20 protein-coding genes are annotated in these 22044 nt (G+C 68.4%); 8 read left to right on the top strand and 12 right to left on the bottom strand.

From position 1 onward, the window contains the following. Positions 1–7: 7 nt before the first annotated feature. Positions 8–472, bottom strand: coding sequence for a preprotein translocase subunit SecG (gene secG, locus AC1RSI_RS11665; RefSeq protein ID WP_154726158.1), 465 nt, complete (start codon positions 470–472; stop codon positions 8–10). A gap of 76 nt (positions 473–548) precedes the next feature. Next, the gene (gene tpiA, locus AC1RSI_RS11660; protein WP_154726159.1) at positions 549–1298 is read right to left on the bottom strand and encodes a triose-phosphate isomerase; all 750 of its coding nucleotides are present in this window, start codon (positions 1296–1298) and stop codon (positions 549–551) included. Between the two features lie 138 nt (positions 1299–1436). Between tpiA and AC1RSI_RS11655 the strand changes: the two genes are divergently transcribed. Together AC1RSI_RS11655 and trpE are read left to right on the top strand one after the other, a co-directional pair. After that, the gene (locus AC1RSI_RS11655; protein WP_008259785.1) at positions 1437–3344 is read left to right on the top strand and encodes a peptidylprolyl isomerase; all 1908 of its coding nucleotides are present in this window, start codon (positions 1437–1439) and stop codon (positions 3342–3344) included. After that, positions 3341–4873, top strand: coding sequence for an anthranilate synthase component I (trpE, locus tag AC1RSI_RS11650; protein WP_154726160.1), 1533 nt, complete (start codon positions 3341–3343; stop codon positions 4871–4873). The genes AC1RSI_RS11655 and trpE overlap by 4 nt, the downstream gene beginning before the upstream one ends. Here trpE and AC1RSI_RS11645 read toward each other — a convergent pair. Continuing rightward, positions 4870–5076, bottom strand: a complete 207-nt coding sequence (locus tag AC1RSI_RS11645; RefSeq protein WP_035307384.1) for a hypothetical protein — start codon at positions 5074–5076, stop codon at positions 4870–4872. The genes trpE and AC1RSI_RS11645 overlap by 4 nt on opposite strands. 88 nt (positions 5077–5164) lie before the next feature. On the opposite strand from AC1RSI_RS11645, the gene AC1RSI_RS11640 reads away from it, so the two are divergent. From AC1RSI_RS11640 to lexA, 4 genes are all read left to right on the top strand, one after another. Beyond that, positions 5165–5755, top strand: coding sequence for an anthranilate synthase component II (locus AC1RSI_RS11640; protein ID WP_008259403.1), 591 nt, complete (start codon positions 5165–5167; stop codon positions 5753–5755). Positions 5756–5771: 16 nt separating this feature from the next. Then, positions 5772–6809, top strand: a complete 1038-nt coding sequence (trpD, locus tag AC1RSI_RS11635) for an anthranilate phosphoribosyltransferase (protein ID WP_008262568.1) — start codon at positions 5772–5774, stop codon at positions 6807–6809. Continuing rightward, positions 6806–7600, top strand: coding sequence for an indole-3-glycerol phosphate synthase TrpC (gene trpC / locus AC1RSI_RS11630; RefSeq protein WP_008259229.1), 795 nt, complete (start codon positions 6806–6808; stop codon positions 7598–7600). The genes trpD and trpC overlap by 4 nt, the downstream gene beginning before the upstream one ends. Positions 7601–7723: 123 nt before the next feature. Continuing rightward, positions 7724–8425, top strand: a complete 702-nt coding sequence (gene lexA / locus AC1RSI_RS11625) for a transcriptional repressor LexA (RefSeq protein WP_008264265.1) — start codon at positions 7724–7726, stop codon at positions 8423–8425. Here lexA and AC1RSI_RS11620 read toward each other — a convergent pair. Continuing rightward, on the bottom strand, positions 8406–10514 hold the full coding sequence (locus AC1RSI_RS11620; RefSeq protein WP_230307622.1) for a ComEC/Rec2 family competence protein: 2109 nt from the start codon (positions 10512–10514) through the stop codon (positions 8406–8408). The two genes, lexA and AC1RSI_RS11620, sit on opposite strands and share 20 nt — an antisense overlap. Positions 10515–10581: 67 nt before the next feature. Between AC1RSI_RS11620 and gltX the strand changes: the two genes are divergently transcribed. Together gltX and gltA are read left to right on the top strand one after the other, a co-directional pair. Further along, complete coding sequence (gene gltX, locus AC1RSI_RS11615; RefSeq protein ID WP_035307366.1) at positions 10582–11997, top strand: glutamate--tRNA ligase; 1416 nt, start codon at positions 10582–10584, stop codon at positions 11995–11997. Positions 11998–12063: 66 nt separating this feature from the next. Continuing rightward, positions 12064–13365 carry a citrate synthase gene (gene gltA, locus AC1RSI_RS11610; protein ID WP_008261264.1) on the top strand — a complete coding sequence of 434 codons (1302 nt, stop codon included), beginning with the start codon at positions 12064–12066 and terminating at the stop codon, positions 13363–13365. 79 nt (positions 13366–13444) lie between these two features. Here gltA and lpxB read toward each other — a convergent pair whose 3' ends face one another. The 8 genes from lpxB to AC1RSI_RS11570 are packed head-to-tail and all read right to left on the bottom strand — an operon-like array spanning position 13445 to position 22038. Then, entirely contained in the window at positions 13445–14614 is a 1170-nt protein-coding gene (lpxB, locus tag AC1RSI_RS11605; protein ID WP_008259241.1) for a lipid-A-disaccharide synthase, read from the bottom strand. Next, the gene (lpxI, locus tag AC1RSI_RS11600; RefSeq protein ID WP_008264294.1) at positions 14611–15450 is read right to left on the bottom strand and encodes a UDP-2,3-diacylglucosamine diphosphatase; all 840 of its coding nucleotides are present in this window, start codon (positions 15448–15450) and stop codon (positions 14611–14613) included. The genes lpxB and lpxI overlap by 4 nt, the downstream gene beginning before the upstream one ends. Further along, the gene (lpxA, locus tag AC1RSI_RS11595) at positions 15447–16235 is read right to left on the bottom strand and encodes an acyl-ACP--UDP-N-acetylglucosamine O-acyltransferase (protein ID WP_008259983.1); all 789 of its coding nucleotides are present in this window, start codon (positions 16233–16235) and stop codon (positions 15447–15449) included. Before lpxA ends, lpxI begins: the two co-directional genes overlap by 4 nt. Beyond that, the gene (fabZ, locus tag AC1RSI_RS11590; protein WP_008261247.1) at positions 16235–16711 is read right to left on the bottom strand and encodes a 3-hydroxyacyl-ACP dehydratase FabZ; all 477 of its coding nucleotides are present in this window, start codon (positions 16709–16711) and stop codon (positions 16235–16237) included. The genes lpxA and fabZ overlap by 1 nt, the downstream gene beginning before the upstream one ends. A 2-nt stretch (positions 16712–16713) precedes the next feature. Then, on the bottom strand, positions 16714–17727 hold the full coding sequence (lpxD, locus tag AC1RSI_RS11585) for a UDP-3-O-(3-hydroxymyristoyl)glucosamine N-acyltransferase (protein WP_008259881.1): 1014 nt from the start codon (positions 17725–17727) through the stop codon (positions 16714–16716). Positions 17728–17734: 7 nt separating this feature from the next. Next, the gene (locus AC1RSI_RS11580; protein WP_008263651.1) at positions 17735–18340 is read right to left on the bottom strand and encodes an OmpH/Skp family outer membrane protein; all 606 of its coding nucleotides are present in this window, start codon (positions 18338–18340) and stop codon (positions 17735–17737) included. Between the two features lie 36 nt (positions 18341–18376). Next, a complete protein-coding gene (gene bamA / locus AC1RSI_RS11575; protein WP_197019730.1) occupies positions 18377–20782 on the bottom strand; it encodes an outer membrane protein assembly factor BamA in 2406 nt (801 codons plus the stop codon). A 38-nt stretch (positions 20783–20820) separates the two neighbouring features. Further along, positions 20821–22038 (bottom strand): M50 family metallopeptidase, encoded by a 1218-nt coding sequence (locus tag AC1RSI_RS11570; RefSeq protein ID WP_154726161.1) that lies wholly within the window; start codon positions 22036–22038, stop codon positions 20821–20823. Positions 22039–22044: the final 6 nt, after the last annotated feature.

Genomic DNA, 22044 nt, shown 5'->3' with positions numbered 1-22044 from the left:
CTGCCCGTTACTGGGCGGGCTGCTGGGCCGGAGCGGACGCCGGCGACCGGGCCGCCGAGGCGGACGGCAGGCTGGCTTCCAGGTCGTCCAGCGACGGCGCGGTCGGCTGGGCGGGCGCGGCCGGCTGGGCGGGCGCGGCCGGCTGCTGTTGCTGGGCCGGTTGTTGCGTCTGGGTCTGCGGCGTCGTGGCCAGAGAGCCCACGGCGTCGGCGTCGATCACCGAGACCGAGGCGCGGTCCATATTGCCGACGACCGTCAGGATGATGGTCAGGCCGAACAGCAGGGCCGCCAGCACCCAGGTGATCTTGGTGAGCAGATTGCCGGCGCCCCGCGCCGTCATGAAGCCCGAAGGACCGCCGCCCATGCCCAGGGCGCCGCCCTCGGACCGCTGCAGCAGCACGACGCCCGTCAGGGAGACGGCGACCAGGATGATGGCGACGAGCAGGATGGTCTGGAGCATGGCGTCATTCATGTGGGCGCGGAGCTGCGCCGATCAAGCGGCGGCCTCTATCACCGAAGCCGCCGGGGGGCAAACCGGAAGCGGCCCGTCAGGCGGCGTGGACGATCTTCAGGAAATCATCGGCCTTCAGCGAGGCGCCCCCGACCAGGGCGCCGCCCACTTCCGGCACGGCCAGAATCTCGGCCGCATTGTCAGGTTTGACCGAGCCGCCGTACAGGATGGGCGCGCGGCGGGCGGGCTCGCCCAGGCGCTGGATCATGGCGGTCCGTATGGCGGCGTGAACCTCCGCGATCTGTTCCAGAGTGGGCGTCAGGCCCGTGCCGATGGCCCACACCGGCTCATAGGCGACTGCGAAGTCACGCTCGGACAAACCGTCCGGCAGGGAGCCTGCGATCTGGGCGCTGACGACGGCGACCGCCTGGCCCGCTTCATGTTGCTCCAGGGTCTCGCCGACGCAGACGATCGGCTCCAGACCGGCCGCCATGGCCGCCTCGACCTTGGCGGCGACGTCTGCGTCTGTTTCCCCGAAGGCCGCCCGTCGCTCGGAATGGCCCAGAATCACCAGGGTGGCGCCGGCGTCCGCCAGCATGTCCGCCGACACCGACCCCGTGAAGGCGCCCGACGCCTTTTCGTGGCAATCCTGTCCCCCCACTTCGACCGCGCTGTCCGCCAGGACGCGGCGCAGCCGATCCGTCAGGGTGGCGGGCGGGCACAGGGCGATGCGGCATGAGGGCGGCGCCCCCGCCAGGCCTTCCTTCAAAGCCAGGGCCTCGGATACGTCTGCGGAGACGCCGTGCATTTTCCAGTTGCCGACGATCAACTTCACGGATTGTTTCATGCCCCCTGTCTAGGGGCCTCAAACCGGCAAGCCAAGAGGGGCCGCCGCAATCTGGCCATCACGCCGTCCTTGCGGGGGCGCGCCCGGCCCGACTATACGCCGGGTGACGCCAACGTCGGCAAGTCTACGGGTCTTCGAATGATCACCGCCTTCCGCGCCTTCTCGCGCTCCAAGTGGGCCGCCGCCCTGCTCGTCCTGATCGCCATCAGTTTCGTGATCGTGGGCGCGCGGATGGATGTCTTCGCCAACCTGGGCCCGAAACATGTGATCGACGCCGGCGACCGTTCGATGAACGAGGCCGAGTTCAGCGCCGCCTTCGGGCGTGTGCGCGAAAACATCCAGCAACAGGCCGGTCGTCCCGTGACCAACGAGGACCTGATCGCGGAAAACATCCACACCCGCTTCCTGGACAGCCAGACCGAACAGTTCGGCTTCCTGAACTGGGCCTGGAAAGCGGGCATCCGCCCCGGCAAGGAACTGATCGTCAAGCAGATCCGCCAGATCCCCGCCTTCTTCAACTCGGTCACGGGCCAGTTCGATCAGCAGGCCTATGAGAGCGCCCTGGCGCAACAGAACCTGACCCCCGCCATGCTGGAGCAGGACCTGCGCGACCAGTATGCGACGGAGCATTTCGGCGCCGCCATCTTCGCCGGCGCCCGTGCGCCGCGCATCTACGGCGCCCTGCTGGCCGGCGCCGCCTTCGAGACCCGCGACGGTCGCTGGTTCGAGGTCACGCCCGCCATGGCCGGCGAAATCCCCGCCCCGACCGACGCCCAGCTGAACGCCTTCATCCAGGAAAACGCCGCACGTCTGCGCGCGCCGGAGTTCCGCATGGTGTCCGTCGTCCTGTTCACGCCGGACCCGGGCGCCGCCCCCGTCGTGTCGGATGAGCGTATCCGCGAACGTTTCGAGTTCAAGAAAGACAGCCTGGGCAAGCCCGAGACCCGCACCTTCGTGACCCTGACCGCGCCCAGCCGCGACGTGGCCCAGAAGATCGCCGCCGCCTTGCGCGCCGGCCAGTCGCCCGCCGATGTCGGCCGCGCCAACAGCATCCAGCCGGCGAGTTTCAACGTCACGCCCCGCGCCGCGGTCGGCGACGCGGCCACCGCCGCCGCCGTGTTCGGCCTGCAGGTCAACCAGGTCTCAGACCCGGTCCAGGCCGGCGTCGGCTTCGCCGTCGCCAAGGTCACCGCCATCCAGCCCGGTCAGCCCGCGACCCTGGAAAACTCGCGTGAGCAGATCGTCGCGGAACTGCGCGCCGAGGACGTCAAGGGCCAGACCTACGCCAAGGTCGAGAAGTATGAGGCCGCCCGCACCGCCGGCAAGAACCTGGCCGACGCCGCCCGCGAGGCCGGCGGCCGCGTCATCGACCTGCCCCCCTTCACCAAGGACGGCAAACTGCCCAACGGCCAGGCCCTGAACGCCCCCCCGCAAGTCTTCGAGACGGCCTGGAGCCTGACCAAGGGCGGTGAAAGCGACGTGATCGACGCCGGCCAGGGCCAATATTTCGCCGTCCGTGTGAACGACATCCGTCCCTCGGCCCTGCCGACCCTGGCCGAAGTCCGCGCGCCCCTGGCCGCCCAGTGGACCCAGCGCGAAATCTCGCGCCGTCTCGCCGCCAAGGCTGAAGAGCTGGCGAGCCGCGTCCGCCAGGGCCAGGACATCGCCGCCGTGGCCCGTTCGGTGAACGCGCCCCTGACCGTCCGCACCGGCGTGGTCCGCGACCAGGCCACCCAGGAATCGCTGGGCCAGGGCGTGCTTCAGGGCCTGTTCGGTCAGGCCAAGGGCCAGGTCTTCTCCCAACCGGGTGAAGGCGGTTATCTGGTTGGCCGCGTCGATGGCGTCCACGCCGCCAATCCGGCCGTCGCCGGTCCTCTGGCTGAACAGGCCCGTCCGCGCATCACCCAGGAACTGGTCCAGGCCATGGTCCAGACCGAGATGACCGCCGGCGCCCAGCGCTCCAAGGCCAAGAACGACGTCGCCCTGGCGCGTCAGGCCCTGGGCCTGTCCGCCGAGCCGACCGCTCCCGCCGCACCGGCGCAATGACCACGGCCGGCCAAGACGCCTCGGGTTTCAACGGGGCCGACTACGACGCCTTCGCCGCCGGCCTTTCGGCCGGTCGGCCGCAGGTGCTGGTCCGGCGCGTCATCGACGACCTTGAGACGCCGGTTTCGGCCTATCTGAAGCTGGGTCGCCATCGCCCCTACGCCTGTCTGCTGGAATCCGTCGAAGGCGGCGCCGTGAAGGGCCGCTATTCGATCCTGACGCTGGACCCGGACGTGGTCTGGCGTTGCCGGGCGAACGCGGCGGAACTGGCGCGTGGCCCGGCGGTGGTCGAGGGGCGGTTCATAGCCGAGCCCCTGCCCACGCTTCAGTCCCTGCGCGCCCTGATCGCCGCGTCGAAGTTCGACCTGCCGCAGGACCTCCCGCCGATGGCCGCCGGTCTGTTCGGCGTCTTCGGCTATGACATGGTGCGCCTGCTCGAGCCGCTGGGCGAGCCCAATCCGGATCCGCTGGATCTGCCGGACGCCGTGCTCACCCGTCCGTCCCTGGTCGCCATCTTCGATTCCGTCGGGCAGGAGATCATCCTGGTCTCGGCCGCCTATCCCGACGCTGGCGCCGCGCCGCGTGAGGCTTTCGACGCCGCCGTCGCCCGGCTGGACGCGTTCGAGACGGGCCTGCGCGACCCCCTGCCGGTGCGCGCCGCGCCGCAGCCGACGCCCGCCCCGACCTTCGCTTCGCCCGTGGACGAGGCCGGCTTCGGCGAGATGGTGGCCAGGGCCAAGGACTATATCGCCGCCGGCGACATCTTCCAGGTCGTGCTCAGCCACCGCTTCTCGGCCCCCTGGACCGAAGATCCCTTCGCCTTCTACCGCTCCCTGCGTCGCCAGAACCCGTCGCCCTATCTGTTCTACCTGAACTTCGAGGGCTTCCAGCTGGCCGGGTCCAGCCCGGAGATCCTGGTCCGGCTCAAGGACGGCCAGGTCACTATCCGGCCGCTGGCGGGAACCCGTATGCGCGGCGCCACGCCCGAGGCGGACAAGGCCCTGGAGGCGGAGCTGCTGGCCGATCCCAAGGAGCGGGCCGAACATCTGATGCTGCTGGACCTGGGCCGCAACGACGTCGGCCGCGTCGCCGCGCCGGGCACGGTCGAGGTGACCGAGAGCTTCGTCGTCGAACGCTACAGCCAGGTCATGCACATCGTCTCCAATGTGCGCGGCAAGGCCGATCCGAAACTGGACGCCGTCGACACCCTGCTGGCCGCCCTTCCCGCCGGCACCCTGTCGGGCGCGCCCAAGGTGCGGGCCATGGAAGTCATCGACGAGCTGGAGACCGAGAAGCGCGGCGTCGGTTACGGCGGCGGCGTCGGCTATATTTCGGCGGGCGGCGAGGCGGACATCTGCATCACCCTGCGCACCGCCCTGTTTGCGGACGACCAGATCTTCGTCCAGGCCGGCGCGGGCGTGGTCTCTGACAGTGATCCAGCGGCTGAATACGCCGAGACCCAGCACAAGGCGCGCGCGCCGATGCGGGCCGCCGACGACGCCTGGCGCTTCCGCACAGGCAATCGCTAGGGCCCGTAGGTCGCCGGGGGTTCGTCAAAGCGGACGCCCGGTCCCAGCACCACCACGCCGGCCATGACCACGGCCGCCGTGGCGGCCAGGGCGGCGGCGCCTAGGGCCGCATAGGGGCTGATCGGCTTCGGTTCGACCACGACCAGCTTCGCCTTGGCGGCGGCGATCTTGTCGGCGATGTCTTTTTCGGCGCTCAGTTTCACGACCCCCATCTGCCCGCACCAATGTTAAGATGCGCTTTAACGCCGCGCACGCTTGGCGCGGCGGCTTGTCACGCCTAGAAGCCAGATCATGATCCTCGTCGTCGATAACTACGACAGCTTTACCTACAACCTCGTCCACTACCTCGCGGAGTTGGGCGCGCCGACCCATGTGGTGCGCAACGACGACCTGACCGCGGACGAGGCCTGGGCGCTGAACCCCGCCGCCGTCCTGCTGTCGCCCGGCCCCTGCGCGCCGGACCAGGCCGGCATCTGCCTGCCGCTGATCGAGAGCGCCCCGGCCTCCATGCCGATCCTGGGCGTCTGCCTGGGCCACCAGGCCATCGGCCAGGCCTTCGGCGGCGACGTGATCCGCGCCAAGACCCTGATGCACGGCAAGACCTCGCCGATTCTGCACGACGGCAAGAGCGTCTTCGCCGGCCTGCCGTCGCCCTTCACCGCCACCCGCTATCATTCGCTGGCCGTGAAGCGCGAAACCCTGCCTGACTGCCTCGAGGTGACCGCCTGGACCGCCGACGGCGAGATCATGGGGCTCCAGCACCGCAGCCGCCCGATCCATGGCGTCCAGTTCCACCCGGAATCCATCGCCACCGAACACGGCCACGACATGCTGGCCAACTTCCTCGAGATCGCCGGCGTGAAGCGCCTCGCGGCCGCCTGATCGTGGCCGCCTGATCATGGCCGACGGTTTCAAGCCGATCCTCGCCCGCCTGGTCGAGGGGCACCCCCTGACGTCCGAGCAGGCGCACGACTTCTTCGCCGCCTGCCTGCGCGGCGAACCGACCCCGTCACAGGTCGCGGCCGCCGTCACCGCCCTGCGGATCCGCGGCGAGACGGTGGACGAGATCGCGGCCTTCGCCCAGGCCATGCGCGACGCCGCCCTGACGCTGGACCATCCGTACGAGGTGATTGACACCTGCGGCACCGGCGGCGACGGCCAGCACACCTACAACATCTCAACCGCCGCCGCCCTGGTCCTGGCCGGCGCAGGCCTGAAGGTCGCCAAGCACGGCAACCGGGCCATATCCTCGAAATCCGGCTCTTCCGACGTCCTGTCGATCCTGGGCGTCAACCTGGCCGCCAGCCCGGATCAGCAGCGCAAGGCGCTGGACGAGGCCGGAATCTGTTTCCTGTTCGCCCCCGCCTATCACGGCGCCATGCGCCACGTCGGGCCGGTACGGGCCGAGATCGGTTTCCGCACCGTGTTCAACCTGCTCGGCCCGCTGTCCAACCCGGCCCAGGCGAAACGCCAGGTCATGGGCGTCTATGACCCGCGTCTGCTGGAGCCCCTGGTCGAGGTGCTGGGCCGGCTGGGCGCGACCCGCGCCTGGACGGTCCATGGCCAGGGCCTGGACGAACTGGCCACCTCCGGCCCGACGGAAGTCGCAGAATGGAAAGACGGCGCCGTCCGCCGCTTCCAGGTCACGCCCGAAGACGCCGGCCTGCCCCGCGCCTCCATCGACGCCATCCGCGGCGGCGACGCCGAGGAGAACGCCGCGGCCCTGCGCGCCCTGCTGGCGGGTCAGACCGGCCCCTATCGCGACATCGTGTTGCTGAACGCCGCCGCCGCCCTCGTGGTGTCGGATCGGGCGACGGGCCTCGCGGAAGGCGCCGTCCTCGCCGCCGCCGCCATTGACGACGGTCGGGCCGCCCAGGCGCTGGAGCGTCTGGCCCGCATCACCTCCACGCCGCTGGATACCGAAGACAAAGCATGACCGACGTCCTGGACCGCATCGCCGCCTACAAGCGCGAGGATGTCGCCGCCCGCAAGGCCGCGACCACCCAGGACGCCATCGAGGCCCTGGCCCGGGCCGCCTCGGCGCCGCGCGGCTTCCGCGCCGCTCTGGACCGGACTGTCGAGGACACCGGCCGCCCCGCCCTGATCGCCGAGATCAAGAAGGCCAGCCCGTCCAAGGGCCTGATTCGTCCTGACTTCGACCCGACCGCCCTGGCCATCGCCTACCAGGCCGGCGGCGCCTCCTGCCTGTCGGTCCTGACCGACGGCCCCAGTTTCCAGGGCGACGACGCCTATCTGGGCCAGGCCCGCACCGCCACGGCCCTGCCCTGCCTGCGCAAGGACTTCCTGGTCGATCCCTGGCAGGTGGCCGAGAGCCGGGCCCTGGGCGCCGACTGTATCCTGATCATCCTGGCCATGATCGACGATCGGCTCGCCGCCGAACTGCTGGCCGAGGCCGAACGATTCGGCATGGACGCCCTGATCGAAACCCACGACGAGGCCGAAATGGCGCGCGCCTGCGCCTTGGGCGGCGATCTGGTGGGGATCAACAACCGCTCGCTTCGCACCTTCGAGGTCGATCTGGAGGTCACCGAGCGCCTGTCGATGCTCAGCCCCGTCCGCGCCCTGCTGGTCGCCGAGAGCGGCATCTCCACGCCCGAGGACGTCGCACGCGTCTCCGCCGCCCACGCCCAGGCCATTCTGGTGGGCGAAAGCCTGATGCGTCAGGCCGACGTCGAAGCCGCCACGCGCAAACTGCTGGCCGCCTGATTCAACCCGACGCGCGCGGTGAAGCGACGCCGTTAAGTTGACATTAGGAAGGAACACTTACAGAACATCGTCAATGTTCACGGCCCGTTCCGATTCGAGGAAAGGGCTTATGAGGGCCTGGCGATGCTCACGCGCAAGCAGCACGAACTGCTGATGTTCATCCACGAACGGATCCAGGAGACCGGCGTCTCCCCCTCGTTCGACGAGATGAAGGAGGCGCTGGATCTGGCGTCCAAGTCGGGCATCCACCGGCTGATCACGGCGCTGGAGGAACGCGGCTTCATCCGCCGCCTCGCCCACCGCGCCCGCGCCCTGGAAGTGACCAAACTGCCGGAACAGGCCACCGCCGGCGCACCGCGCGGCCGGGCCGGCTTCAAACCCGACGTCATCGAAGGCGGCGGCGGCGCGCCACGCCCCGCTGCGGTCTCGGCCGCCAACGACACCCGCGAACTGCCCCTGCTGGGCAAGATCGCCGCCGGCACCCCCATCGCCGCCATCCAGCACGAGCAGGAGCGCCTGTCGGTGCCCGAATCCATGCTGGGCAAGGGCGATCATTACCTCCTCGAGATCGAGGGCGACTCGATGATCGAGGCCGGCATCCTGAACGGCGATCTGGTGGTCATCCGTCGCGGCGACACGGCCAACAACGGCGAGATCGTCGTGGCCTTGGTCGAGGGCGAAGAGGCCACGTTGAAGCGTCTGCGTCGCAAGGGCGGCTCCATCGCCCTGGAACCCGCCAACCGCAACTACGAGACCCGAATCTTCGGCCCCGACCAGGTCGAGGTTCAGGGCAAGCTGGTCGGCCTCATGCGCCGCTATCACTGACGTCCGGATCCGGCTGACGCGCCCAGGGTCGATCCCCGCGCACGTCGGCCGTCCACACCGCCTTCCAGCGGTCCGATCCGTCGCGCCACAGCTCCACCGCCCCGCCGCGCGTGAAATCAACGCCGTCGACCACGAGACGGCCGTCGCATGAGGCTGGCAGGGCGACGACCGCAGCCCGCACGCTGACGACGGACGCCGCCCGACACAGGTCGGTCATCTGATCCGTGTCGGGCGCGTCCCGCCCCCACCACAGGGCGACCGGCCCGGCTTCCGGCGTCTCCGGCCGACAGGAAGACCGGTCGCACGTCCAGCCCGCCTCCGGCCGATCCGCCGTCGTCAGGCCCCGCCGCCGCGACCACAGATCGACGGCGAAGGCGCGCACGCCGGGCCGGATCACGACAGCCTCCACCTGGCGATGAAAGGCGGCGTTGGTCCCCCCGTCTCCGATCCAGAGATCCGGCGTCGGCGCCCTGGGCCAGACCAGAACCGCCGCCGCCAGCGGCAGGCCCAGCCACCTCAGCCGCCCCTGCCACAGACAGACGAACAACACCCCCAGAAAGGCGATGGGCAGAACATAGTCCGGCGCGCTAGCCACTGTCCGCACCGCGCCCGGCAGACGGGCGGTCCAGCCCCCGATCGCCAGCATCAGATCGACGCCCCACCCCGCCACGGACAGGAAAGGCCCGCCAAGGCCCAAGGGCTCCAACGCCGCTCCCAGAGCCAGAGCCGGCATCAGGACGAAATCCGCGACCGGCGCCGTGCCCAGATTGGCCAGAAGCCCGTACATGGCCGTGCGGTTGAAATGCTGCATGGCGAACGGCCCGGTCGCCAGTCCCGCCACGACGCTGGCCGCCACCGCCGCCGTCAACCAGCCGCCGAACCTCTGCGCCGCCACGATCGGCCAGGGCGCCGAAATCTCTCGCATCCGCTGCGGCCAGACCTCGACCAGGGCCACCAGGGCCGCCGTGGCCGCAAAGGACATCTGAAAGCCCGGCGTGACGATGGCCTCGGGCTGGATGGCCAACACCACAAAGGCCGCCACAGCCAGGCCATGCATCGTCACCGCCTGCCGATCCAGCAGTATGGCCAGAAAGGCGATGGAGGCCGTGATCGCCGCCCGCTCGGCCGGCGGCGGCGCGCCCGACACGACCAGATAGGCGCCGACCGCCGTCAGTCCGGCCAGGGCCGCGACCTTCTTGCCGGGAACCCGCAACGCCAGCCACGGCCAGGCCGCCACGCCCAGTCGGGCCGCGAAAAAGACGAAGCCGCCGACGATGGCCATGTGCAGGCCCGACACCGACAGAATGTGCGCTAGGCCCGAATCCCGCATCACGTCCATGTCCTCCTGGCTGATCCAGGTCTCATGGCTGGTGGTCATGGCCGCCGCGATCCCGCCCGTCCGCTCGCCCAACCGCGCCACAATCCGTTCGGCCAGGGCGTAGCGGGCGCTGTTCACCGCCATTTCCAGGCGCAGGCGCCACGGCGCCGACGGCAGGTCGAGCCGTCGCGTCTCCCCCAGGGCGAAGGCGATCCCGCCCATGCCCTGGAAAAAGGCGTTGCGGCCGAAGTCATAGGCGCCGGGGCTGGCCGGCGCGGGCGGCGGATTGAGAATGGCGAACAGACGGACCGCTTCGCCGGGCCGGGGCGGGTCGCCCCGCACCGTGGCCCTGAGCCGAACCGGCGTCTGGTCCGGCGCCAGCCCCCGAATCCAGACCGGCGCGACCACGATCCGCGCGCCCCTCTGGCCGGGGCTGTCCACATCCACCACCCAGGCCTCGATCACCGTCGCTTCGCCCAGGGCTGGAGCGATGGGCGCCGCCACCATCTCCGTGCGGATCTTGGCCGCCGCCAACCCTCCGGACAGACAGGCCAGCATCATCAGCGGCCAGGTCAGGCGCCGCGCCCATCCCCGTCGTCGCGCCGCCATCCAGCCCGCGCCGGAGACGATCGCCCCGAGCAGCAGCGGCCACAGGGCCGGCTCCGACCGCAGGGCGAAATAGATCGCCCCGCCTCCGCCAAAGGCCACCGGCGCCCACAGCCGCCATCTCAGCCTCTGCACCGCAGCCTCGTCCTCCAACCAGGCCCGCAATCGCGCGCCGGGGGTAGGCTTTGTCGTCTCGGGGCGTATAAGGGCCTCGCTTACGGACCCTTCCCCCATGACCTCACCTTCCTCGACTGTCGTCACGCGCTTCGCCCCCTCGCCGACAGGCTATCTGCATATCGGCGGGGCGAGAACCGCCTTGTTCAACTGGCTGTACGCCAAACGACACGCAGGACGTTTCCTGATCCGGGTCGAGGACACGGACCGCGAGCGGTCCACCGACGAGGCCGTCAAGGCCATCTTCGACGGGCTGAGCTGGCTGGAGCTGTTCGCCGACGAGGAACCGGTTTTCCAGTACAGCCGCGCCGACCGCCACCGCGAGGTGGTGGACCAGTTGCTTGAGACCGGCCACGCCTATCGCGATTTCACCACGGCCGAGGAAACCGGCCGACTGCGGGACGCCGCCAAGGCCGAACGTCGCGCCTTCGAGTCGCCGTGGCGCGACCGCGCGCCGACCGTCGACGACCTGGCCCTGCCTCACGTCGTGCGTTTTCGCCGCCCGCAATCCACGACCGTGACCGTGGCGGACGAGGTTCAGGGCGCGGTCAGTTGGTCGACGAACGATCTCGACGACCTGGTCCTTCTGCGCTCGGACGGGGCCCCGACCTACAATCTCGCCGTCGTGGTCGATGACCACGATATGGGCGTGACCCACGTCATCCGCGGCGACGACCACCTGAACAACGCCGCGCGCCAGAGCCTCATCTACGACGCCCTGGGCTGGATTCGGCCGACCTTCGCCCACATCCCGCTGATTCACGGCCCCGACGGCGCCAAACTGTCGAAGCGCCACGGCGCCCAGGCGGTCCATGAATACGCCGAAATGGGCTATCTGCCCGAGGCCATGCGCAACTATCTGGCCCGGCTGGGCTGGGCCCATGGCGACGACGAACTGTTCAGCGACGCCCAGGCGGTGGAATGGTTCGACCTGGCCGGCATCGGCAAGGCCCCCGCCCGGCTCGATTTCGACAAGCTGGCCCACGTCAATTCCCACTGGCTGCGTCTCGCGGCGGACGAACGCCTCGCCAAGCTGACCCTGGATGTCCACCTGCAACGCGGTCGCGTCATCGCCGAAGACGACGAGGCCAGGCTCCAACGCGCCATGCCCTTCGTCAAGGACCGCGCCAAGACCGTGCTGGACCTGGCCGACCAGACCGAATTCGTGCTGAAGAGCCGCCCCCTCGCGCTGGACGACAAGGCGCGCGTCCTGCTCTCGGGCGAAACCCTGGACCGCCTCGGCCGTCTGCGGGACCGGCTGACGCTGTTCCAGTCCTGGGATGTCTTCGCCCTGGAAGCCGAGCTCAAGAGCTTCGCCGAATCCGAAGAGGTCGGCTTCGGCAAGATCGGTCCGCCGGTGCGAACGGCCCTTACCGCAGGGTCAACTTCACCCGATATCGCGCGAACTTTGTCCGCTCTTGGGCGCGACGAAAGTCTCGGGCGCTTGGATGATGCGCTGCAACAGACTAAGTGATCACCCACAACCAAAAAAGCGGCCGACGCCTCCCCGCGCCTGGACGTGTGATGCAAAGGGGCATTCATGACTGAACAAGCCAAAACCGCCGGCTCGGCGACCCTGTCCTTCGAGGGCAAGACCATCGAGCTTCCGGTCCTTTCGGGCTCCACCGGCCCGGATGTCATCGATATCCGCAAGATGTACGCGGGTACGGGCGCCTTCACCTTCGACCCGGGCTTCACCTCCACCGCCGCGTGCGAGTCAGCCCTGACCTATATCGACGGCGACGCCGGCGTGCTTCTGCACCGCGGCTACCCGATCGACCAGTTGGCGTCGAAGTCGAACTTCGTGGAGGTCTGCCACCTGCTGCTGCACGGCGAACTGCCGACTGCGGCGCAGTACGAAAAGTTCGAAAACAGCATCACCATGCACACGATGCTGCACGCCCAGTTCGACCGCTTCTTCGAGGGCTTCCGCCGCGACGCCCATCCCATGGCGATCATGGTCGGCACCGTGGGGGCCCTGTCGGCCTTCTATCATGACAGCCTGGACATCCATGATCCGGTCCAGCGCGACATCTCGGCCATCCGCCTGATCGCCAAGATGCCGACCATCGCGGCCCGCGCCTACAAGTACCACGTCGGCCAGCCGTTCATCTCGCCGCGCAACGACCTGTCCTACGCCGAGAACTTCCTGCGCATGTGCTTCGCCGTGCCGGCCGAGGACTATAACGTCGATCCGGCCCTGGTTCGCGCCATGGACCGCATCTTCACCCTGCACGCCGACCACGAGCAGAACGCGTCGACCTCGACCGTCCGCCTGGCCGGTTCGTCGGGCGCGAACCCGTTCGCCTGTATCGCCGCCGGCATCGCCTGCCTGTGGGGCCCGTCGCACGGCGGCGCCAATGAAGAGGCGCTCAACATGCTCAAGGAAATCGGCACGCCCGACAAGATTCCCGAGTTCATCCAGGGCGTGAAGGACCGCAAGTACAAGCTGATGGGCTTCGGTCACCGCGTGTACAAGAACTACGACCCGCGCGCCAAGGTCATGCAGCAGTCGGCCTATGAAGTCCTGGCCGCCACGGGTCGCGAGAATGATCCGCTGTTCCTGGTCGCCAAGGAGCTGGAGAAGGTCGCCCTGTCGGACGAATACTTCACCTCGCGCAAGCTGTTCCCGAACGTCGACTTCTATTCGGGCATCACCCTGTCGGCCATGGGCTTCCCCACCACCATGTTCACCGTCCTGTTCGCTCTGGCCCGCACTGTGGGCTGGATCGCCCAGTGGCAGGAAATGATGGCGGATCCGTCGCAGAAGATCGGCCGTCCGCGCCAGCTCTACACGGGCCCGACCCAACGCGATTATGTGGCGATCGACCAGCGCGGCTGATCGAGCGCCACAGGCCTGAAATGCAAGACGCCGGGGAGACATCCCCGGCGTTTTTGTTTGTGGGGCGGCCGCCCCGAGATCAGCCGCCCCGCTTGGCTTCAATGACCTGCAGGACCGCGTCAGCGGCCAGGGCCGACGGATCCGGGCCGCCGCGGCCCATCAGATCCAGCGCCGCGGTCTGACGCCGCGCCTGATCGGCCGCCGCCTCATGGTCGGCCAGAAGCCGTTGGACCGCAGGCGCCAGGATATCCGGCGACGCTTCGTTCTGGATGAACTCGGGCGCGATGCGCGCGTCGGCGGCGATATTGAACAGGGTGATGTGTTTCGCCGTCACCACCCGCTTCATCAGCTCATAGCTGAGCGCGCCGATCCGATAGGCGATGACCATCGGCGTTCCGGCCAGCGCCAGTTCCGTCGAGACCGTTCCGCTTGTGGCCAGGGCGGCCGTCGCGGCCCGCATGGCGTCATATTTCTCGGCCTCATCGACCAGATGGACCCGAAACGGCCAGGCGGCGACGCGGCTGGTGACATCCTTGGCCACGGTGCCCGCAGCCACCACGGCCACAGCCAGACCGGGATCGGCGGCCTTCAACCTGCGGATCGTGGCCTCATAGACGGGCGTCATGCGTGCGATCTCGGCGGGCCGACTGCCCGGCAGGATCAGCAGCAGTTTTGCATCGGCGGCGATTCCCCGCCGTGCGCGGAAGGCGGCGCCGTCCGCGCTGTCCATATCCACATGCAGGGCCGAAGACCCGACGACCGTCGTGGGCAGGCCCGCACGCTCGAACCAGGGCGCATCGAAGCTGTACAGCGCCAGCAGGTGATCCACGGCGCCCGCCAGGGTCTTGGCCCGACTGGGGCGCGACGCCCAGACCTGGGGGCCGACATATTTGATCAGCGGCACGTCCGGCCGGGCGGCGCGGATCGCCTCGGCCACCCGGATGGTGAAGCCCCAGCTGTCGATCAGCACCACCGCGTCCGGCTGTTCGCGCGCGGCCAGGGCCGCCGTCTCCCGAACCCGGCGCCGGACCATGCCATAGGCGCGCAGGCCCTCGATCCAGCCCAGGATCGACAGCTCGGCGATATCGAACGGACTGACGACGCCCTCCGCCGCCATGCGGGGCCCGCCGACGCCGACGAAACTCACCGTGTCGCCAAGCCGCTTCCGGAGCGCCTGGGCCAGACCGGCGCCGAGCGCATCGCCCGAGGCCTCGGCCGCCACCAGCATGATCTTCAACGGACGGCTCATCGGTCTTCCCCCCAGACGAACAGACCCAGCCGGTCCGCAGCCGCCACTATAGCCGGACGGTCGATCAGGATCAGCCGCCCGGTCACGCCGGCGATGCCCGCCAGGCCCGCCGCCGCCGCCAGCTCGACCGTGCGCGGCCCGATCACCGGCATGTCCACACGCAGGTCCTGGATCGGTTTGGGCGCCTTGCCCAGCGCCCCCTTGGGGGCTGACGCCGAACCGCGGAGATCGGCCGGCAGGCCCGCCACCCGGTGCAACATGGCGTCTGTGCCCTCCTGGGCCTCGACCGCCAGCACCAGACCGTCGCAGACGACCGCGCCCTGACCGATGTCCAGTTCGCCCGACTTTTCGGCGACATGCAGCGCCTTCTTCAGATCGGCGATCTGGTCGGGCGTCGGCGAAACCGCGCCCAAGGCCCCCGACGCCAGGGTTTCGCCGCCCAGGACGTCATCGGCGCCTTCCACCGCAAACCCTTCGGCCTCGAACACCGACAGGATCTTGCGCAACAGGGCGTCGTCGCCTTGCGTCGCCGCAGCGACGATCCCCGGCAGCAGGGTCGCGCCCTTGAAGTCCGGCTTCAAGCTCTTGAAATCCGGCCGGTTGACGATTCCCGCCAGACAGACGGTCGTGCAGGCCTCGGCCTTCAGCGCCTTCAGTATGGCCCCGATCTGGGCCATGCCGAACTCGGCGCCCGGCCAGCGGGTCAGATGGGGGGCGGCGAACCCGGCCAGACGGATGATGAAGACTGGCCGCCCCTCGGCGTCGCACCGCGCCGCGACGGCCGCCGGCAGGTCGCCGCCGCCGGCGATCAGGCCCAGCTTGCCGGGCGCGCTCATTCCGCGTTCGGCAGACACAGCGGACGCCGCCCGCCGTCGCGGATGAAGGCGATGATCTCCATGATCTCGGGCAGGTCGGCATAGGCCTGGGCCACGCCGTCGATCCGGCCGGCGAACTCGCCCTGGCCCTCGAACAGGTCGCGATAGGCGGCCAACAGCCGCCGCACCTGGTCCTTGCCGTAGCCTTTGCGCTTCAGTCCGATCAGGTTCAGCCCGCGCAGCCGCGCATGATTGCCCCAGGCCGAGCCATAGGGGATGACGTCGCGGGTCACGGCGGCCAGACCGCCGATGATCGCCCCCTGCCCCACACGGCCGTTCTGGTGGACGGCGCACAGCCCCCCCAGGAAGACCTTGTCGCCGATATGAGCATGGCCGCCCAGGGTGGCGTTATTGGCCATGACCAGATTGCTTCCGACCACGCAGTCATGGCCCACGTGGGCGCCGGTCATGAACAGGTTGTTGGAGCCGACGACGGTCACGCCCGTCCCCTGCGGCGTGCCCCGGTTGAAGGTGCAATGCTCGCGGATCAGGTTGTTCTCCCCGATCTCCAGCCGCACCGGCTCGCCCTTGTAGCCGTTGTGCTGCGGGTCGCCGCCGATGACGGCGAACGGATGGATCGTCGTTCCCGCCCCGACGGTCGTATCCTGCTGAACCACCACATGGCTGACCAGACGCACGCCCTCGCCCAGGACCACGTTCGGCCCGACGGTGCACCAGGGCCCGACCTCGACCCCGTCGGCCAGGCTCGCCGTGGCGTCGATCAGGGCGGTGGGGTGAATGGTCATCAGGCGGCGGGCTCTGTCGCTGGAGTGGGCACGGTCACGACCATGGCCATGAATTCGGCCTCGGCGGCCAGTTTGCCGTCGATGAAGGTCTCGCCGCGGAACTTGTAGGCGTCGCCGCGCGCCTTGATCACCTTGACCTCCATGCGCAGCTGGTCGCCCGGCCGCGCCGGTTTGCGGAAGCGCACGCCGTCGATGGACATGAACATGATGACCTTGTCGGCCACGGCCACGTCCAGGGTCTTGGACATCAGCAGGGCGCCCGTCTGGGCCATGGCCTCGACGATCAGCACGCCGGGCATGACCGGATCGATCGGGAAATGCCCCTGGAAGAAGGGCTCGTTATGGCTGACGTTCTTGATGCCCACGATGGAGGTCCGGGGCACGAAGGCCTCAGCCTTGTCCACCAGCAGGAAGGGATAACGGTGCGGCAGCCGCCGCATCACCTCGGCGTAATCGATCTTGCCGTCTGCGCTCATCCCTATGATTCCTTCGGGGCCTTCTTTGAAGAGGCCTGTTTGGCGAGCCAGATGGTTTCGCGCAAGAACTGTCGGATCGGACGGGCCGGATAACCGGACCAGGTCTCGCCCGCCGGAATGTTCGCCAGCACCCCGGCGCCGGCCGCGACCCGCGCGCCTTCGCCGATGGTGATGTGATCGCCGATCCCCGCCTTGCCGCCGAAGATGACGTTGTCGCCGCTGGTCACGGAGCCGGAAATCCCGGTGTTGGCGGCCATCAGATTGTTGCGGCCGATGACGCAGTTGTGGCCGACCATGACCAGATTATCGATCTTGGTGTTTTCGCCGATGACCGTGTCGTCATAGGCCCCGCGGTCGATGCAGGAGTTGGCGCCGACCGTCACCCCGTCCTGCAGGATGACGCGGCCCAGCTGGGGAATATCCATGGCGCCGGCGGCCGTGCCGGTGGCGCCGAAGCCCGCCTCGCCGATCCGCGCGCCGGCGTACAGTTTCACCCGGTCGCCGATCAGGGCGAAGCCGACGGTGACGTTCGAACCGATGACGCAGTCGCGGCCGATCTGAACGCCCGGACCGATGACGGTGTTGGCGCAGATGCGCGTGCCGCGTCCGATGCGGACGCCCTCGCCCAGCACGACGCCCGGCTCGATGACGACGCTGTCGTCCTCGGCCGCCTCGGAGGCCTGGATAGCCCGGTCCAGCGTCACCGGACGGTGCAGCAAGGCCGAGGCCATGGCCCAGGACGCCTGGGGCGTGCGTGAGATGATGACGGCGGCTTCCGCAGGCGCCGACGCCACGGCTTCGGCCGGCACGATCACGCAACCCGCTCGGGTCCCCGCCAGCGCCGCGACGAATTTGCGGTCGCCCAGAAACGCGATCGCGCCCCCGTCCGCAGAGGACAGGGGCGCGACCGAGGCGATGGTCCGGTCCCCGCCCCTCTCGACCTCGCCCCCGATCTGGGCCGCCAGTTCGGCGACGGTCAGAGGAGACAGGGTTTGAAAGAAGCGGGTGTCGGGCATGTCGAACTTAGTTGGCGGCGGCCGGCTGTTGCGGCTGCTGGGCCGGGACGGCCATACGGTTGAACGACAGGGTCGGCAGGGCCGTGTTCAGGCGCTGGATCGCCGTATCGGTCAGATCCATGGCCGGGTTCATCATGAAGACGCTCTCGCGGTCCAGCAGCAGGCCGCAGCCCTTCTCCTGGTACAGGGCGGTCAGGATCGGCGACACGGCCTCGGTGATGGCCTGGCGTTGCATGGCCAGGGTGTAGCGCAGTTCGTTTTCGCGCGTGCCTTCCAGCTGTTGCGCTTCCTGGGCGCGCTGCTGCAGGGCCTGACGGCGCTGTTGCAACTGGTCGGCCGGCAGGCTGGCGCCCGAGGTCTGAAGCTGCTGGGCTTCGGTCTGAAGCGCGGTGGCGTAGGGCTGGAGTTCGCCCTGAACTTCCTGCGCCAGTTGCTGCATGCGCGCCTCGACGGCCTGGCCGGCGGCCGACTGCGCCAGCAGACGGGCGTTGTAATAGACGCAGACGCCCGGGATGACCGGACCGGGGTTGGCGGGCGCAGCGGCCTGTTGGGCCGAGGCGGCGGTGGCGACCAGGGTGGCGGCGGCCGTGGCGGCGATGATCAGAGCTTTCATGGGACTTCCTCGTGCGTGCGCTTTTGCGTCGCGGGCTTAGAACTGGGTGGAGGTCGAGAAGCGGAAGGATTCCGTCTTGTCGTAGTCTTCCTTGGACAGGACCTTGGAGATGTCGAACCGGATGGGGCCCATCGGCGATTTCCAGTGGATGCTGACGCCGGCCGACGCCCGCAGAGACAACTCATCGGCGATATTGGTGTTGACCGTGCCGGTCGTTGTCAACTTGTAGCGATCATCCAGCACGCCCAGGGTGCCGACGTCGGCGAACAGCGAAGTCTTGATGCCGTACTGCTCGGGCAGATAGTTCGGCAGGGTCAGTTCGACGGTGCCGATGGCGTAGAAGTTGCCGCCCAGGGCGTCGGTCGTCCGCAGGTCGCGCGGCCCCATCCCGGCGGTCTCGAAGCCGCGGAAGCTGTTGCCGCCCTTGAAGAAGCGGTCGTTGATCCGGATCGGATCGCCGTTCCAGCCGCTGACATAGCCGGTAGAGCCCTGGACGCTGACGACCCAGCGCGGCGAGAAGCCATAGTACCAGGCTGCGTCGGCTTCGGTCTTCACATAGTTCACGTCGCCGCCGAGACCGGCCAGGTCCTGACGCAGCGAGCCCGACCAGCCGCGCGTCGGGCGAACCGGGTCGTTGGTGTAGTTCATCTGAAGCGTATAGCCGACGGACGAGTTGATATAGCTGCCGACCTGGTCGCACAGGGCCGAAGAACCGCTGCCGGTCGCGTTGCAGTAGCCGGTCGGGACGATGATCTCGTCCGATTTCAGGAAGTAGCGGGTGCTGAGCAGCATATTGCCGTTCAACGGATAGGACAGGCGCAGGCCGCCGCCGGTCGAACGGTAGTCGTAGGACGAATATTTGCTCAGGTCATATCGCGAGTGGAACAGATCCCAGCCCGCCCGAAGGTCGCGGCCCAGGAACTTGGGTTCGGTGAAGCGGAAATCGACCTGCTGACGCAGCGAGCCCCATTCAAGACGCGCGACGACGTTCTGGCCGCGCCCGCGGAAGTTCCGCTCGGAAATGCCCAGGTTGACCGTGAAGGAGTCGACCGAGCTGAAGCCTGCGCCGACGGACAGTTCCCCGGTCGGCTGTTCCTGGACGTTGACGTTGATGACCGAACGGTCGGGCGCGCTGCCGCGCGTTTCCTCGATCGTCACGTCCTTGAAGAAGCCGAGCGCGCGCAGATTGTTGCGCGAGCGCTCCATCAGGGCGCGGTTGAAGGCGTCGCCTTCGGTCAGCATCAGTTCGCGGCGGATGACCGGGTCGATGGTTCGGGTGTTTCCGACCACATTGATGCGGTCGATATAGACGCGCTGGCCCTCGGACACATTGAAGGTCACATCCACCGTGTCGGTGTCGGGGTTGGCGCGATAGGTCGGATTGATCTCGACGAAGGCGTAACCGGCCGAACCGGCGGCGAAGGTCAGGGCGTCGACCGCCTGTTCGATCTTGTCGCTCTCGTAGAGCTGGCCTTCGCGGATCGGCACAAGCGCCTTGAGGAATTCGGCGTTGAGGCGGTCATTCTGGGTAATGACGTCGACCTTGCCGAAGTTGTACTTGTCGCCCTCGTTCAGGGTCAGGGTCAGCTGGAACGCCTGATCGTCAGGCTGCAGCTCGGCCACCGACGAGACGATGCGGAAGTCGTAGTAGCCGCGGTTCGTATAGAATTTCCGCAGCTGCTCCTGGTCGTAATCCAGGCGGTTCGGATCATAGTTGTCGTTGCTGGAGAAGAACTTCCACCACTGCGACCGCTCGGTCACCATGACGCCGCGCACGTCGTTGTCGGAAAACGCGTGGTTGCCCAGGATGTTGATGGCGCTGATGCCGGTCTGGGGGCCTTCGTTGATCTCGAAGATCACATCGACGCGGTTCTGTTCCAGCTGAACCAGTTTCGGCGTCACGGTCGCCGAGATGCGGCCCTGCAGGCGATACAGTTCGACGATGGCGCCGACATCTTCCTGCACCTTGGCGCGGGTGTAGATGCCGCGCGGCTGAAGCGTGACTTCCTTGGTCAGCTTGTCCTGCGACAGGGCGCTGTTCCCCTCGAACACCACCTGGTTGATGATCGGGTTCTCGACGATCTGGACGATGAGGTCGCCGTTCTGCACGCCCAGCTGCACGTCGGCGAACAGGCCGGTGCGTGACAGGGTGCGAACCGCGACATCCAGAACGGCGGCGTCGACCGTGTCGCCGGGGCGGATCGGCAGATAGGACAGGACCGTGGTCTGGTCGATCCGCTGCGCGCCCTGAACCAGGATGCGATTGACCGTCAGCGACTGGGGCGCGGCGATCTCGACGCGCGGCGGCTGTTCGCCGGCGGGCGCGGGCGCCGCAGGAGCCCCTGCAGTCTGGGCCAGGGCCGGGGCGGCGAAGCCTGCGGCGACAGCCAGCGCGAGGAGGCTGGATCGGGCGCCCAGTCGGACGGCGGCGCGTGATGTCATGTCGTTCATTCTGGAAACCATCGGGGGCTGGCGTCGGCTCACGAGACGAGCCCGCCGAGGAATTGGAAGATGTTGAGCTTCTGTAGGTCGTTCCACGTCGCGAACAACATAAATCCCGCCAGAAGCGCAAGACCTGCGCGATAGCCCATCTCCTGATACCGCGCCGCAACGGGCCGCCGCACTATGGCTTCATAGCCGTAGAAAAGCAGATGTCCGCCGTCCAGCACAGGGATGGGCAAGAGATTTAGAAAGCCGATTCCGATCGAAAGTATGGCGGCGAAGGTTGTCAGGGTGAGCAGAAGGTTGATTGCGATGGCCTCGGGCGCCGGATTGGCCTCCACCGCCGCCGTCGTCAGCGAACCGGTCGCCTTGGCGATGCCCAACGGACCGCTGAACTGGTCGCCCGACTCCCGACCCGTCGCCAGACGCCCCAGGTAGGTCAGGGTCGAACCGACGACGTCGCGGGTCTGGCGCACGCCTTCGACCACGGCGTCCACAGGCCCATAGCGAACATGACGCAGATCGCCCGGCGCAGGCGCGAGCCCCAGGCCGATCCGGCCGACCTTGACCCGCCCGGCGATGGGATCGTTCTCTTCGCGACGCTCGGGAACGGCGGTCAGCTCCACCACCTGCTGCGCACGTTCGACGGTGAATCGGACGGGATCGCCGGTCGACAGCATGACGGTGCGCGTCACCTCTCCGCCGTCCTTGATCGCCTTGCCGTTCACCCCTGTGATCAGGTCGCCGACCTGGAAGCCGGCGGCGGCGGCGGGCGAACCGGCCTGGACCTGGGCCACGCGGGCGGGCCGTAGTTGCGCGCCCACGCTCATGAAGACGATCGCGAAAATGGTGATGGCCAGCAGGAAGTTGGCGGCGGGCCCGGCCACGACGATCAGGGCGCGCTGCCAAACCGGCTTGAAGTGGAAATAGTCGCGCTCAGCCCCCGGCCCGCTCTCGGCGATCACCCGCTGGCGCAGTTCGGCCAGGCCCGCCTGATCCGGCACGCTGGAAGCGTCCAGATCGCCCGAGAATTTGACATACCCGCCCAGCGGCATCCAGCCGAGCCGCCATTCGATGCCGTGCCGGTCGGTGCGGCTGAAGATCGCCTTGCCGAAACCGATGGCGAAACGGTCCACCTTCACGCCGAAGGCGCGGGCGACGAGGAAGTGACCCAGCTCATGAATGGTGACGATGAAGGTCAGCACCAGCAGGAACGGCACGATGTAGATCAGGATCTGACCCAGAGCGCCCAGCATTGTAAA

The sequence above is a fragment of the Brevundimonas sp. GW821-FHT10E09 genome, from assembly GCF_058809375.1.
The sequence above is the reverse complement of the archived record's forward strand: the minus strand, read 5'-3'. Positions and strand labels throughout refer to the sequence as shown.

Coding starts and splice junctions, on each gene's coding strand:
- secG (WP_154726158.1), bottom strand. CDS start 472: ATGAATGACGCCATGCTCCAGACCATCCTGCTCGTCGCCATCATCCTG.
- tpiA (WP_154726159.1), bottom strand. CDS start 1,298: ATGAAACAATCCGTGAAGTTGATCGTCGGCAACTGGAAAATGCACGGC.
- AC1RSI_RS11655 (WP_008259785.1), top strand. CDS start 1,437: ATGATCACCGCCTTCCGCGCCTTCTCGCGCTCCAAGTGGGCCGCCGCC.
- trpE (WP_154726160.1), top strand. CDS start 3,341: ATGACCACGGCCGGCCAAGACGCCTCGGGTTTCAACGGGGCCGACTAC.
- AC1RSI_RS11640 (WP_008259403.1), top strand. CDS start 5,165: ATGATCCTCGTCGTCGATAACTACGACAGCTTTACCTACAACCTCGTC.
- trpD (WP_008262568.1), top strand. CDS start 5,772: ATGGCCGACGGTTTCAAGCCGATCCTCGCCCGCCTGGTCGAGGGGCAC.
- trpC (WP_008259229.1), top strand. CDS start 6,806: ATGACCGACGTCCTGGACCGCATCGCCGCCTACAAGCGCGAGGATGTC.
- lexA (WP_008264265.1), top strand. CDS start 7,724: ATGCTCACGCGCAAGCAGCACGAACTGCTGATGTTCATCCACGAACGG.
- gltX (WP_035307366.1), top strand. CDS start 10,582: ATGACCTCACCTTCCTCGACTGTCGTCACGCGCTTCGCCCCCTCGCCG.
- gltA (WP_008261264.1), top strand. CDS start 12,064: ATGACTGAACAAGCCAAAACCGCCGGCTCGGCGACCCTGTCCTTCGAG.
- lpxB (WP_008259241.1), bottom strand. CDS start 14,614: ATGAGCCGTCCGTTGAAGATCATGCTGGTGGCGGCCGAGGCCTCGGGC.
- lpxI (WP_008264294.1), bottom strand. CDS start 15,450: ATGAGCGCGCCCGGCAAGCTGGGCCTGATCGCCGGCGGCGGCGACCTG.
- lpxA (WP_008259983.1), bottom strand. CDS start 16,235: ATGACCATTCACCCCACCGCCCTGATCGACGCCACGGCGAGCCTGGCC.
- fabZ (WP_008261247.1), bottom strand. CDS start 16,711: ATGAGCGCAGACGGCAAGATCGATTACGCCGAGGTGATGCGGCGGCTG.
- lpxD (WP_008259881.1), bottom strand. CDS start 17,727: ATGCCCGACACCCGCTTCTTTCAAACCCTGTCTCCTCTGACCGTCGCC.
- AC1RSI_RS11580 (WP_008263651.1), bottom strand. CDS start 18,340: ATGAAAGCTCTGATCATCGCCGCCACGGCCGCCGCCACCCTGGTCGCC.
- bamA (WP_197019730.1), bottom strand. CDS start 20,782: ATGACATCACGCGCCGCCGTCCGACTGGGCGCCCGATCCAGCCTCCTC.
- AC1RSI_RS11570 (WP_154726161.1), bottom strand. CDS start 22,038: ATGCTGGGCGCTCTGGGTCAGATCCTGATCTACATCGTGCCGTTCCTG.